At 37.5% G+C, this 14,894-nt stretch carries 13 protein-coding genes; 1 reads left to right on the top strand and 12 read right to left on the bottom strand.

Translation table 11 applies throughout. The features are described 5' to 3' along the window. Positions 1-9: 9 nt before the first annotated feature. The 5 genes from RAO94_02435 to RAO94_02415 form a co-directional block, all read right to left on the bottom strand. Complete coding sequence (locus tag RAO94_02435) at positions 10-576, bottom strand: hypothetical protein (GenBank protein ID MDP8321190.1); 567 nt, start codon at positions 574-576, stop codon at positions 10-12. Between the two features lie 499 nt (positions 577-1,075). Beyond that, positions 1,076-1,438, bottom strand: coding sequence for a hypothetical protein (locus RAO94_02430; GenBank protein ID MDP8321189.1), 363 nt, complete (start codon positions 1,436-1,438; stop codon positions 1,076-1,078). A 533-nt stretch (positions 1,439-1,971) separates the two neighbouring features. Continuing rightward, entirely contained in the window at positions 1,972-2,106 is a 135-nt protein-coding gene (locus tag RAO94_02425) for a TetR family transcriptional regulator (GenBank protein MDP8321188.1), read from the bottom strand. Between the two features lie 13 nt (positions 2,107-2,119). Beyond that, a complete protein-coding gene (locus RAO94_02420) occupies positions 2,120-3,610 on the bottom strand; it encodes a T9SS type A sorting domain-containing protein (GenBank protein ID MDP8321187.1) in 1,491 nt (496 codons plus the stop codon). Positions 3,611-3,639: 29 nt separating this feature from the next. After that, positions 3,640-6,450 carry a T9SS type A sorting domain-containing protein gene (locus tag RAO94_02415; GenBank protein MDP8321186.1) on the bottom strand — a complete coding sequence of 937 codons (2,811 nt, stop codon included), beginning with the start codon at positions 6,448-6,450 and terminating at the stop codon, positions 3,640-3,642. A gap of 291 nt (positions 6,451-6,741) precedes the next feature. Between RAO94_02415 and RAO94_02410 the strand changes: the two genes are divergently transcribed. Next, on the top strand, positions 6,742-7,995 hold the full coding sequence (locus RAO94_02410; protein ID MDP8321185.1) for an MFS transporter: 1,254 nt from the start codon (positions 6,742-6,744) through the stop codon (positions 7,993-7,995). A 73-nt stretch (positions 7,996-8,068) separates the two neighbouring features. Here the strand turns inward: RAO94_02410 and RAO94_02405 are convergent, their stop codons facing one another. The 7 genes from RAO94_02405 to RAO94_02375 all read right to left on the bottom strand — a co-directional run. Continuing rightward, complete coding sequence (locus RAO94_02405) at positions 8,069-8,638, bottom strand: NUDIX hydrolase (protein MDP8321184.1); 570 nt, start codon at positions 8,636-8,638, stop codon at positions 8,069-8,071. Further along, entirely contained in the window at positions 8,635-11,046 is a 2,412-nt protein-coding gene (locus RAO94_02400) for a CRTAC1 family protein (protein ID MDP8321183.1), read from the bottom strand. The genes RAO94_02405 and RAO94_02400 overlap by 4 nt, the downstream gene beginning before the upstream one ends. Positions 11,047-11,048: 2 nt before the next feature. Then, on the bottom strand, positions 11,049-11,714 hold the full coding sequence (locus RAO94_02395) for an HAD family phosphatase (protein MDP8321182.1): 666 nt from the start codon (positions 11,712-11,714) through the stop codon (positions 11,049-11,051). Next, entirely contained in the window at positions 11,714-12,712 is a 999-nt protein-coding gene (gene phnE / locus RAO94_02390; GenBank protein MDP8321181.1) for a phosphonate ABC transporter, permease protein PhnE, read from the bottom strand. The genes RAO94_02395 and phnE overlap by 1 nt, the downstream gene beginning before the upstream one ends. After that, positions 12,709-13,476 (bottom strand): phosphonate ABC transporter ATP-binding protein, encoded by a 768-nt coding sequence (phnC, locus tag RAO94_02385; GenBank protein MDP8321180.1) that lies wholly within the window; start codon positions 13,474-13,476, stop codon positions 12,709-12,711. The genes phnE and phnC overlap by 4 nt, the downstream gene beginning before the upstream one ends. Further along, a complete protein-coding gene (locus RAO94_02380; GenBank protein MDP8321179.1) occupies positions 13,476-14,381 on the bottom strand; it encodes a phosphate/phosphite/phosphonate ABC transporter substrate-binding protein in 906 nt (301 codons plus the stop codon). Before RAO94_02380 ends, phnC begins: the two co-directional genes overlap by 1 nt. Before the next feature lie 8 nt (positions 14,382-14,389). After that, positions 14,390-14,894 (bottom strand): HAD-IA family hydrolase (locus RAO94_02375; protein MDP8321178.1); only part of this gene is annotated, 505 nt, incomplete at its 5' end.

Genomic DNA, 14,894 nt, shown 5'->3' with positions numbered 1-14,894 from the left:
TTTCATACCTCACTCCTTTGGTAAATTTAAACCGGCTAATTTCTCAATAACCTGTTGATTGTTTTTCTTATAAGTCGCTTCAAAAAGCAATTGCATACGATTTGCTCCAACAAAAGCATCTTCAGTTGTTTTCTTGTCTTTTGTAATTATTATTTCTTCCCAAACGACCCCGTCTGTCTTATTATCAATGAGTTGGTATTGCACTTTGAATATCGAGTTTACATTGAAAGCACCCTGCCACTCATTTGTGATCACATTGGCTGTTAATTTGTAATCACAGTCCCCTATATCCGCTATCTCAAATAATCTAGTAGCATTGATTGAGCGAATTAAACTGATTCTTGCCATCATTAAATCAATACTTGAATCTACTGCCCACATCTTCTCTGCATCGCTCAATGGTTTTCTCCCTCCTCTAAATTTATCAATAAATATTTTCTGATTAAATGGCTCAACATTCTCTGGAAGTTTCATATAAGCTGATTCCAATACACGGGCATTATAGGAGCATGATGTCAACATCAGTAAAATCATTAACACTCCTAAAAGAAGATACAAAAATCGGTTTCTTTTCATTTGTCCTCCATACTCTTAATCTGGTCTCTAAATTGAGACTTATATACAATATTTTATAAATATACAATTCATTAATAATTTCAATCTTATTAAAATTACTTCAAAATTATTGTCAATAAAAAAAATGGCAGGTACCCCCACGGAGTTAATGAGACTGTTTAATTTTTATAATTGATTTATCCCTTTCAGGGAAAATATCAATTTGCCCCTTCTTGTTTCACATAACTGATCAGAACCGTTGAGGTAATACGTAAACTTTCTGATTAATATTGCTATTTTAAACAATATTCAAGGCTATATTTACAAAATAATCACGTAGCTTTTCACAAAAATGATATTTTTTGAAATTATTCTAAATCCTTGTTAATGATTATGTTGATTTAGTAAATCTATCGGTAATAAAACAACTTTCGCAAAGTTCTCTGCTATCATCACAAAATCGCATATAAGAAAACCTGCTTCATTTGTTTAAGATCATAAGAAAGGTTGAGATTGTTTTTTACATAAAGTCACCTAAAAAATTACTTTGTCCTTTACATATAGATACAAATATATCTAACTTTTCTTTAGGTTGATTATCTAACCCTAGTTTATATCTTTCCCAAGGATCATTAGAAATAAATGTAGGGATATTTGTATTGACCTTATTATACATTCTTACTATATAAAGTTTAGTATTTGAATAATTATAAATATCTTCCCGTAATTTCTCAGGTTCAAAATGTAATAATTCAGATAGAAATCCTCTATTTATTTTATCATATAAATTATTGCCTAATATTATAATATCATTATGTGCTATGAGTCTGAGTTCAATTGCTTTTGATATTTCATTCTCAGATAACACAACCCCAGCAATCAATTCTTCTCCTAGTTCCTTTTTTAAAGAATAGTCTTAACTTTGATCTCCAATAAGGATTACTTTGTTTTTTTATTCCTCCCACAATAGATAATAAGAATGCTTTTTTATCAGATAACTTATGATATTCTTATTTGGTTCCCATGGTTCTATAAATTCTCGTAATAAAGTTACTAAAAGAATTAAATCTATAATTATCAATAATGCTATAGGGCACTTTCTGCAACGCATATATAGGTAGCAATTGCAATTATTATTTGCAATATAGACCTATTGAATATTCTCTTCCATTTAAATATTTTACCTTTCTTTGATAAATCTTTAAGTAAGCCCTGAAATAAATTCATTTATCTGCAATACAAACGTTACAAAAAGGTAGAATGTATGTCCTCGGGTTTCCATATGTGGTACCTATCCTATGAAGTTCTTCAGAGCTAGTCTGACCGATTATTTCAAATTATATTTTTAAAACCCGTAAAGTATTAAATACACAAAAAAATTACTGGTTTCATTACAATTAGTACATTCCAATTGCGTTAAATATTGCCGGTGGTCATACCTGCTTTGCCGGCAATTGTTCGTAAACTCGTCTTGCGGAATCCTTTTTCCAGAAATTCACGTCGAGCGTGCCTGATTATTTCTAATCTAACATTATCTTTTAATATCTCCAATAAACAGTGTTTACTATTTCATCAGCAGGATTTTAGCCGCCTGTGTCTTTTTGCCATTCTGCAATCTCAGGAGATAAATTCCGCTGGCGCATTGCTGCTGGTTTGCATCACATCCATCCCAGATCAATGTATGCTTTCCGGCAGTGAATTGGCTATTTATGAGAGTTTTGATCTTTTGCCCTTTCGTATTATATATACTCAATTCCACTATTGCAGGTTCGCTGAGATCAAATGATATCGTTGTTTCTGGATTACAGGGATTGGGATAATTTGTCAGGTTAAAGCTATTTTTCGTTATTTCTTCCTGATGAATATCGACTTGAATTTCTTCACTCAGGGTATAAAAACTAAATAAAGAGTCATTTTTTACCAGAAAGAGCAGTTCATCATTTGATTTCTTTAGTATTTCATTTGGCATAATCTCTGTTTCTCCTCTTAATGCCAGATTACCAGTGATCCTATTCCTAACATCAAATATATTCTGCCCATTCATATCCTCATAAAAATAAAGAATAAAATGATCTCCTTGGTTTGTACTGACGCAGGTTGATGCCTTTATCAGGCTGCCAATTAGATCAACATCACAAATCTGCCAGGTAGTGTCACTTAGAGCAGGAGAATAGCAGGTCATGAAATAATTTAGAGTTTCCCAGGTTATCAAACCATAATCCTGATAATTATTATCATTCTCTGTTAAATATTTTAGAAGGAAGCATTCGTATGCAGATATAGATAAAACATCTTCCACAATTACAGGATCATCCGGGGATACTGTCTTGATTGAATAGCCATACCATAAGTAGTCTGGAAATGAGAATCCACTTCTTGTCCCGAAGGCTATCAGAAAATCATAACCTTCAGGTTCAAAAAGTTTATATCCACAGCGATCTACTTCCTCTATCAAATTTATTGATCCATCCTCAAAGGAATACTTAAGCATTATTGAATTTGAACTTGATTCAGCATCAAAACCATAACCGACGATTAAACCATGGTAGAGATAGTCCTCATCATCGATGCTTGACATCCTGAGATAGCTTGTGGAGATATAATAGCCATAATAACTGTAAAGTGACCACCCTATCTCCCTTTGCTCAGTATCTATTAAAGTATTGGTTTCATTATCATAGATATCCATCAGGCAATAAAGTATTTCATCAATGTATAGATCATAAAATTCTATCCGATAAACGGTATTCTCTGATTTGAATGTGAAACATCTTCTAAACTGCTGTGACTCCAAAGATGGTCGCCATAATACTGATGTGCTATCCCCCTCCTGATTGTATTCCACTAAACACCAGTTATCTAAATCATCATAATCATAATAAGTTGTACAGATTTCATCAATACCATTCTCATCATAATCTGTCAGCCAGAGATCAGTTAATCGAGCTCCATTTATAATTCTTGGAATAGAAAATTGATAATCGAATTGAATTTGCCCCAGACAAAGGCTATACAGAGATATAAGCATAATTATCAAGAAATATTTGATCATCATTGTTTACTCCCTTAAATAAAATTATTCTATTATTTCATCATCAGGATTTTAGCTACCTGTTTCTCTTTGCCACTCTGCAATCTCAGCAGATATATTCCACTGGCGCATTGCTGCTGGCTTGCATCTTTACCATCCCAGGTTATCTGACCGGCTTTAGTGTTTACATTATATTCCCGTACTTTCTGACCTTTTATATTAAAGATACTGAGGCTGCTCTCATCATTTATCTCAGTAAGCTGCCAACAGATATTCACTTCAGGGTTAAAGGGATTAGGGTAGATTATCAGTCCTGAGTTTACTGACGGCAATTGTTCATTAGTGTTCCCATTGTTTGGTAAGTTGATCATCTGAGCATAGGCGTCATAGCCACCATCTTGGATATAATATTCCTCCTGCAGATGCAGGGTTCTCCAGCAATAATAAATCCCGTTATCATCACTGCGCAGGTCAAAAAAGTATTCTGAGGGAATCCCAAATTCAGCCCCTGGCAAGCCATCAATGCTATTACCTTCTAAATCATATACACATATTCCTGACATAGTAGAGCGGTCTTCATTGAACTGAGTTTTAATAAACAACATTGATTGCTGAGTATAAATATCCGTAAACGCTCTACCTTCAAGTTCATCAAAAGTAATATATTCATCACTGATAAGTTCACCAGACATTGACATGTATTTCAAAAGTAATTCATATTCATTCCCGCAAACTACACCGATCTGCTCAGGTTCTTCTACCTGGAAAAAATCCCTGATCTTAACATCTCCATTATCAAGCATCATAGGAGCATAAACACCCAGAAGTTTTTCACCATCACTGCTGATGATCTGCTTTTTTATTCTCCAGCTATATTCCTGCATCTGGCTGCCTTCATAGCTCACCCAGTATTTCACCAGGTTTTCACCCTGTATATATTCATAGGAAGCTCCATCATAATAACCCACACCTGTAAGCCAGACGGGGGTATCCCACACCGGCTCAAAATCATCATCCCAACGGGTAAGCAGGATATCACTTCCATGACTATATGTACAATAATTATCGGTTATTGATAGTATTGTGCCATAATCAATTCCTAATGAATAATCCTCTGGCAGCATAAATTCTCCATCTTCTATCAATTGAGCCCTGGTTTGTTCATGACGATTTTGCCAGTAAAAAAGGATACTGTCTTCATTATGCCTTAACGCGTGCAAATCTCCTGAAATTTCTGCTCCTTCCCAGTTGAGTCCGGTTTCTCCCCACTCCAACCAGGGTTCTTCATCAAGTTTGATATTATGAAAATGCGTGTATTCATCATCAAGCCAGCCAGCCCTTCCGGTTTCTTTAACCATTATGCTTACTTCATCCCCATAAATATATTCAAAATAGGACTGATAATCATTATTATATAGCAATTGCAACCCATCATCAGGTAATAATGTGTTTCCCTCATCATCTACATACTGGATCATTATCCGGGAAGAATAATTTGTGGCTTCTATCCAGAAGATCGCTGTTTTATTTTCTAAAAGAATTATCTGGCTTTCCATAGGATAGATATACTTATTTTGACAGAACAATAATCCATTATCAGCAAAGACCAATTCACTATCATTATTTAATATCTGCACAGAAAATCCTTCCTGATCATTCTCATCCAGTACGGTGTCGATTATATAGCAGTTCCCCTGCTGATCTCCTCTGATACTATAATTTTGATAATTATTCATTATTTCCAGCCAACCAATTTCAGGACTTATCAGCTCTCCTGATTCATTATATTCAACTAAGATCAGATTTTCCAGATATTCCGGATCAAGTACCAGAAGTAGAATATTGCCATCTGGTTTTACCTGCACATATCGCATATTATAAATGTAAGTCAATTCACTGCCGGTCGCTGATAATTGCCAGGTATCATCATATTTGTCCACTCGGATTGTATTCTGATCGTCATTATTAAGGCATAAATAATAGTATTCCCCCTGATTCAGTATATCGTAGTAATGTTCTCCATCTCCGGCTTCTCCCAGTATCTGTGGCTCGGAATAAAGAAATTCTCCATTACTTAATAATTTATTGCAGAATATCGTATCGTTGTTTACCCAGGCTAACATAAATTCATCGTCTATTCCGAAAAGATCAGCATAACCGTATGAATATTCTCCACAATACAGTCCATCTCCTGGATAAAGTTCAATTCCATCTCCATCTACTATTTGAAAATATCTGCCCGGTAGCTCAACATCATCTACTTTTTTTAATATTGCCAGACTACCACTGTCGGTTACTACACTGGCAAACCCCATGTGTTGACCCAGTTCAAGACCATCTTCCCAGTCTGCAATTATTGTTCCTGTCTCATCAATATGCCAGAATTTTGAATGTAGCTGAATATATAATCCGCCTGCATTATCACTGAGGATATCTACATTATTATATGAGTCAAGATCTATTTGTTGACCAGCATCTCCCCACATTAGTTCTCCTGTGTTTGATATCTTCTGCACATATTTACTGATCAAACTGTCAGGATGGGCATTATCATACCAGTAGAGATAGATATTGTCTGCATTATCCAAAGTGAGTATGGCTTCATCTGGAAATTCTGGTCCAGCATTTTGTATAACCGGCTCAGACCAGACGTATTCCTGATTGATATCTACTCCTTGAACTTTGATTTGATAGCCAGTATCACATTCCTCTGCCCAGCAATAATAACTTACCTCAGTTCCATTCACGCTGTCACGCCAGAATTCATAACGACTTTCAGTTAATTGACAATCTTCAACCCATCTAATCTGGGCAAATAATAATGAGCTTACAAATAACACGATAATTAAGATATATAGTTTCATTTTGAACTCCTTTCTCTATATACAGAATCTATTCACATTTCATTAATTTAGTATAACTAAAAAATAAGCATAATCTATTCCATTTTAATATATTTATTAATCACTTTCTTATGATACATAACAATTGTTTTTGATTTCTATCCAATTTAAATTGCTTTAGACACTGTAAATTATTTGTACATGATGTAAACTATTTTACCTAACAACAGCTTCAACAAATCGCTTTACAAATTTATCCGTAATTTACCACTGGTTAAAGGGGAATTCCCCAAGTAATGCCAAGGAATGCTGATGAAATTAACGCAACAGGAGCGTTATGCTTTCACAATGATCCTGCTCGCTGTTTTCTTTCGTGGGTTTGTGAGTGCTTCCTACCAGTTTCAGGAGATTGTAGCAAAAAAAGCTCTTAATGCTGCTGACTGGCAGGTTACTTTGCTGGTGATGATCTGGCCACTTTCCAATCTGCTCTCTATCTGGTGGGGGAAGCTGATGGAACGCTCAGCAAGTATCTCTCGATATTATTATATTATGGGATTCTGCGGCAGACTGGTTCTCATTTTTATGTTCTGGGTGCATAACTGGTGGAGCTACCTTTTGATCATGCTGATATTTTTTGGTTTCAATTCCATGCAAAGTCCAGCTCAAAGTACACTCTACCGTTATGGATTTGGACTGAAAAATCGAGGCAGGCTTTTTGGCATTGCTGCCAGCGTTGAGAATGCTGTTGTGGTAGTTTTCGCCTGGCTGGCGGGTTATCTTCTGGATATTAATGAAGACTGGTTTCGGCATATTTTTGCTCTTATTGGTATTTTTGGCTTACTCTCATCTCTGTTCTTTGCTCAGACTAAGATCACCAAACAGGTTCCTGCTAATCTAAAACCAATTAATTTAAATGAATTCCTCTTAGGTCCCATTCGCCGCAGCATCGAAGTACTAAAAGATAATCCTCTTTTCCGACGTTTTGAGATCAATTATTTTATTTATGGGCTTGCCTTTATGATGATATTGCCGGTTATCCCCAAATTTATGGTTGATGCTGTGGGCATGAATTATTCGCAGATGTTCATTTCTAAAAGTGTGATCGCCAAGTTAGGAATTCTCTTTCTGGCACCACTTGCCGGTAAGCTTTCTGATCTGATCAATCCCGGTAAATTTGCCGGTATTTCTTATTTTGCTCTGGCACTATATCCTCTGGCACTTTTCGTTACCAGTTTTTATACTTCCTGGATATATGCACCATATCTGGTAATGTTTGCTTTTCTCTTCAATGGAATTGCCATGGCAGGTATTTATGTATCATGGAATATTGGTTCCATCTATTTTGCAGGTCCCGAGGAAGCACCCATGTTCCAGAGTGTTCATGTTACTCTCACAGGAGTAAGGGCGATCTTTGGACCTCTTATAGGCTTCATTGTTATGAAAGTTTTCAACTATCAGGCAGTATTCATACTCGCAGCCTTCACCTTCGTCACGGCAGCTGTTTTTAGTCTAAAACTCGGAAGAGTTATAGACTCACTTTCCCTCGCCAACCCTCAGGAAGATTAAAACCATATGAAAGGTATAGGTCTTATAGGAAGAATAGGACTTATATATCTAAAATAGGGGAGTCAGGGTAACTTTACATTTTATGTTGCAGAAACCAGTAGAAGGCGATAATAGCTTTGGCATCCAGGATTTTACCCTGATCAATAGATGACCGGATATCTTCTACAGGCATGAAAATAAGTTTAATGTCCTCATTCTCTTCAGGAACGCCACCACCTGCTGAAATTCTATCTGATTCAGTAACTTCTGCGTAATATAATATGATCTGTTCATCAGTGCAGCCGGGAGCTACAAAGAAGCGGGAGATCTCTTCAAATTGATCTACTTTATAACCCGTTTCCTCAATGGTTTCTCGCTTGACTGCTACCATTGGGTCTTCGTCCTTTTCCACCAGACCTGCAGGGATTTCCATCAGCCAGGGATGACCGGCTTCTGCGGTTGAATAGCGAAACTGTCTCACCATAATAAATGCTTTTTTTTCACGATGATATATAAGAGGAGCAACAGCATAACCTCTGATCAGGTTAAATCTTTGCACTTCTACCTGTTGATCAGAGTAATGCTGATCAAATTCAACATTTACTTTCTCTACTTTAAAATACTCATCAATTAATAGTTTTTTGCTTTTTATTTTATACTTCATTTACCCTCTTTAATAGTATATCGGCAGTTAATATCTTTAATAATAGTCTCCATGATCCTTCCTGAGGGGAATTCTACTGTGAGAGTTAAACCAGATTTCCGGTTACCCAAGCCAAAGTGCTGGATTAAGGAATGTTGATTCGTGGTACCTTTACCACCCTGGATTTCACGAGTAAGGATCAGATCACGTCCAGATATGGTAATGCGTGTTCCGATAATATTTTTACCACGTTCCGGCTGTATTCCAATCTGCAGCCAGTTATTTTCATTTTTAGTATCATTACGAAATAGCTGGATATTTCCGCCAGCAACCAGCATATCAAGATCGCCATCTTTGTCATAATCACAATATGCAACTCCCCAGCCATTAAAGTGGCGGGTACCTGAAAACCAGGTTACATCGCGGAAAGTATAATCACCATTACTCATATAAAGAAATGAACGACGTCCTTCATATACGTCAGTGATATAAAGGTCAAGGTATCCGTCATTATCCAGATCACCAAAGGCAGGCTCTGAGTTAGTTTCTTCATATCTGATCCCGGCATCAGCCCTGATATCCTGGAAAGTAAAATCCGGATAACCACTATTGATATAGAGCTTAGTTTTATTAGAGAAGTCAATATAACGAGGATGGGCCAGGTTGCAGGTGATCAGATCAAAATCACCGTCATTATCTATATCACCCCATTCGCTGCCGATCGTATGACCCCACCAGTCTTCAATTTCTTCACCGGCAATACCTAAATATTCAGCTTTTTCCTTGAAAGTACCATTTCCCTGATTAACGAACATCAGATTAGGATTCAAGCGATAGTTACTGACAAAAATATCAGGAAGACGATCATTATTGAAATCTCCAATATTTACTCCCCTGCCTGCCAGGGCTTTATCTTTTGCTGCGATGGCTCCTGCTTTATAAGTGGTCTCATTGAAACTGCCATTTCCGAACCCGTAGAATAGCTGGTCAGTGAAAAATTCGTTATTACCTTCATAATTCGCCAAATATATATCAAGGTATCCATCCTGATTGAGATCAGCAACAGCCATACCTTCGGAAGATACTTCATTATCAACGAAATCTGAAGGACGTTGAAAACGGTAAAAATGCTGATCAGTATTGATCCAGATATTCTCAGGATCTTTGGTGATGATATCCAGATCACCATCATTATCCACATCACCCCAGAGAGCTCCACCAAAAGTAACTTTCTCAGCAAATACGTCCTTAGTTACATCGATGAATTTTTTGCCTTTCTGGTTCTGGAAAAGTCTGCTGCCGCTTAAAAGAAAATCTTCCCAGCCGTCATTATTAAAGTCACCCCAGGCAATGCGGTTTCCACTAACATTCTCTAATCCCATTTTTGCAGTGGCATCAGTAAATGTAACATCCTGGTATTGGGTTTGTTTTCTGCTTGTTTGCAAAGTAGATTTATTTTCGGTAAGGTTTAATAGAAGACTATCTGCCATGGGTGAGTACCTGTTTCTGCTGTCACCCTCATTAAGAGCTTCACAGCATTGAATTACAGCCTTGTCATTCAGGTTTCGGTCAGCATACGACTTAGCCAGAGCATAATGAAGCCTGCAAGTGGTAGTTTCATCATCAATACCGAGCTGGTTATTCTCAATTGCATCAGTTAATATGGAATCTGCAATAGTGTAGTTTTGGTATTCTATATAAATATTACTCAGAGAGTAGGCAGCGAGGATTTTAGCTGATCTTTTTTCGAGCAGCCATTCCTGTTCGGGGAAGAATTGCGGTTTAATAGCTGAAAGGCTTAGCTGATATGCCTTTTGGGCAAATTGCAGTGAGGAAGCTGATTCTTCTTCCATCAATTGATAATTAGCAGCAGAAACATACCAGGGCAGGTAATCCCAGGGGAAAGCTTCACGCCAGTCCTGCAGATATTGCTTAAGCATCTCGGAATCTCCCACATTTGCCAGAGAATAGCAGAGATATTGATACATTGTTCTTCTCCAGGGAGTAGAAGGATATTTCAGCAGCAATTCTTCTATGATAATGATCTTTTCATGATCATCGTTCCAGACGGGATAGATAAGATCGTAAAACTCTGTCTGGGCAAACTCAAAGCAGGCTTTGGATGCCGGAAAATTCCTGATTATCTCCTGCATAAGTGGATTGGTTTCACTGGTATCAGCTTCTGCCAGTTGTAAGCCCAGAATGGCATAATATCTTTCATCTGGTTCTTCACTTTTTTTGAGAATTTTTCTGGCTTCAGATTGAATCCGAAAGCTAACCGTTACGCTGTCTCTACCCGCATTTTCAAAGTCATTTTTCCATTTCTGGTATCTGATTTCCGGTGGAACCGGTTTATGCAAAGACATTCCCTGGCACACGCCAGTAATAAGAATCAGGACAATAAAGAAAATTGTACTTTTTTTCATCATACTCACCTCTCGCTTCCTTGTAAATATAACAGGATTTCCGTAAAATTATTTACTACATGATCTGCTTCATGCTTTATTTTTTGCCAGTCCTTAATAGAATCAGCATCTTTTATGGCTATCACTTTCATTCCGGCTGCTTTGGCAGACATCACTCCCACCAGGGTATCTTCAATAACTATCACTTCACTGGGAGAAAAGCCCAACTCTTTGGCAGCTTCGCAAAATATATCAGGAAAGGGTTTACCCCGCAGGTGCGTGTCACCGGATATAACAATCTTAAAGTAATCATAAACCTGATTATTTTTTAATACAGATTTTGTTAGTTCCATCGAGTTGCTGGTTCCTACTGCCATCAAAATGTTTCTACTTATTAGATATTTAAGTAATTCCAAAACACCTGGTCGTAAACCGATATGGTGCTCATAATGATCTTTCACCATAGTTGTCCATTCAGCACAGATTGTTTCGATGCTGTCAGGAAGGCTAAATCTGTTTTTTACGTAATGAGCATATTCACTGAAACTATTGCCTTCAGGGACGTCAGCAAAAAGATCAGGAGTTGGTTCTATACCACGTTTTTCCAGATATTCCATATCTACATCCCGCCAGATACCCATGGAATCTATTAAGGTTCCGTCTAAATCAAAAATTACAGCTCCGAAATCCATTATAACTCCATTAATCTGGCTCTTATCTTACCACTGATCATATCCATTATCCAGATAACTATTGCTATTAACCAGATAATCAATCCTACATTGTGCCATCTTAAAAATTGCTGCTCCTGTTGTAAAGCCAAACCAATTCCACCACCACCAACAAAACCTACAATAGTTGCCATTCGGACATTGATATCCCACCTGTAGATTGTGAAAGCAAGATATGGAGAGACTATTTGAGGAATGACAGCGTATAACCATGTCTGCAGGGTTGATGCACCGGTTCCCCTGATGGCTTCCACAGGTCCCTGATTGATGTTCTCTATCTGTTCGGAATACAATTTTGTGAGGGCGGCAATGGAGTGAACTAATAGAGCAAGCATCCCGGCAAAAGGACCAATTCCCACCCAGACACAAAAAATGATTGCCCAGACAACTGCTTCCACAGAGCGTGAGAAAGTAGCCAAGGTGCGTACTGCGATATAAACCAGGTTGCCCCAGAAGGTGTTTGGCATCAGGTTACGGGCAGCCAGGAAACTGAATAAAAATGCAAAGGGAATTGCAAATACTGTTGCCAGCAGTGCCAGATAGATAGTTTCTGCAAGTGCACTGAGCATAGGCAGCAGATTTTTAAGGTTCGGTGAAAACAATCCGCTTAGGATTCCTTTGGTGTTATTCATACCCATAAGGAAATCAGAAATATTTACCTCAACTATTATCCAGCCAACGACAAGTGTAATAATTAATAAAAATATTATAAACCAGCCGCTGAAAGTGCGGAAAAATCTCCTCACGAGTAAAGTTTTAAATTCTGTTATCCGCAAACCTATGGAGTCATTTAATAACTGAAAGAACACAGTTAATAATACAATTAATAATGTAGTTAAGATCAATCCCGGTATTGTAAATGTATTCCAGGAGAAAATTTGATTGATCAAGAAAATTATACATCCAGTGAGATATGCAAAAAAAATAAAATCAAATATTATTGCAGAAGCTCTCTTCATCGTATCTCCACTTCCTGGGCATCTTGACCATAAATATCATGAAATCTAGCTTCATCAATCTCTTGCGGTGAACCTGAAAATACCAGTTTACCGTCTTTGAGAGCCATTACTCTGCTGCCATATTTGCGAGCCAGGCTTAAAAAATGCAATGAGCAAATTATTGTGATCCCTTCTTCTTGATTCAACTTACCAAGATATTGCATAACGCTGTCGGCTGTGGCGGGATCAAGACTCGCTACTGGCTCGTCAGCAAGTATAACTTCCGGTTGCTGCATCAAGGCTCTGGCAATTGCTACCCTTTGCTGCTGTCCACCACTTAGGTTTTTAACTCTTGTCCGGGTGAAATTAGTGAGTCCAACTTTGGCAATATTTTCTTTGGCTCGAGATACAAGTTCAACATTTCCAAGAGGGTACAGGCTCTGCCAGAAACTCATTCTGCCAAGATTACCGGAGATCACGTTTACTAATACTGAAAGATTGCCGATTAGATTGAATTGCTGGTAGATCATGCCAAACTTGCGTCGGGTTCTGCGAAGGTCTATACCCTGCAGATCAGTAATTTTTTGCTGATCAAAATAGACTTCTCCAGAAGTTGGTTCAATGAGTCTATTCAGACATCGTAACAAGGTTGATTTCCCCGAACCGCTTAAACCAAGTAGTACCAGAAATTCTCCTCGATTTACTGTAATATCTAAATTTTTTATTGCCTGAACACCGCCAGGGTAAGTCTTTGTTAAGCCTTTGGTTCGTAAAATTTCTGCCATTATTTCACAAATTCCTCAGCACCAAATCCCAGAGTCTCAAGAGACTGGCGAACAACGTCATAATCACTATCATTTGATTTTACGAAATTATCTACTGAATAAAGTTCATATAATACTGCATGACCCTGCTCGGAATTGGCAAATTCCAGTAGAGCATCCACGATACGCGTTTTCATTTCTTCGTCGATCCCTTTACGGAAGGTAACAGTATCATTAGGTATCCAGTCAGTGAAAGCTATTGGGATTACTATTTCCATAATGTCAGGGTAAGTTTCCAGCACAGCTTTCCTGGCATCCTGAGGTACATTATTTTGCGGTGGAGACCAGTATGAACATCCTACATCAACTCTGCCTTGATAAACAGCCAGTATTGTCTGGGGATGCCCACCAGCAAAATAATATTTATCCGGCTCTATATCATTCATTTTTAATAATGCTGAGGGGTAGATATAACCGGAAGTAGATGAAGCATCAGTATAGGCGACAGTTTTGCCATTTATATCCTGCAGGCTCTTTATCCCGCTATCGGCTCTTGCCACTAACTGTCCTCGATATTTTTCAAGTCCATTTCGCACGGTGGTGAGAGCAACTTGAGCCTGATACTTCTGATTTGCAAGAACATAGGCAAAGGTGGGAAGCCAGCCAATATCTGCTTGATCAGTTCCCATTGCTTCAATTACTGCGGCATAATTTGTGGGTACTGCAACTTTATATTTATAACCTGTGAGTTTCTCCAGCTCGGCAGCAATAGCATTTCCACTGGTCACAACCTTTCCTGCTTCCATAGATGGTACAAAATACATCTTGATGGGATTAGATTCTGTTCCCAGTTCTCCCTTTTTTGTGCAGCTATTTATATTGATCATTATGAAAATCAAGAAAAATAATTTACACAGTACTTTCATTTTATCTCCTATAATATATTTTTTATTTCAATCAGATCATAGACAGTAAAATCCGGTCTGAACGCACCCTGATTCTCACCCGTAAAATTGCACCAGATACTGGAAATCCCAGCATTCTGCGCACATTGAATATCTGAGCTCAAACTGTCTCCAATGATCATTACCTGCTCTTTATCATCCCATTTTTCTCTGTTCATTATATAATTTACTACTTCTGGGTCAGGTTTATGATATCCAATCACTTCACCAATATATAAGGGTGAAATATCCTGATGCAGAAAAGTATCAAGAATTCGCCTTTCCTGAGCATCCTTCAATCCATTAGTGATTAATGCTACCTTATATCTTTTTGTCAAGTATTCGTAGATTTCTTCTGCTGATGGATAAAAAAGATGATATTTGCAAAGCAGATCAAGATAATAACTTCCTGCATCCTCAGCGTCTTTCGAGATATTCTCCTGGTCAAAAAATCTTCTAAACCGTTCAGTATTAATTTTATCAATGCTGATATTT

The sequence above is a fragment of the Candidatus Stygibacter australis genome, from assembly GCA_030765845.1.
Classification (GTDB): domain Bacteria; phylum Cloacimonadota; class Cloacimonadia; order Cloacimonadales; family TCS61; genus Stygibacter; species Stygibacter australis.
Note: the sequence above shows the minus strand (reverse complement) of the source record. Positions and strands in the feature narration are given on the sequence as shown.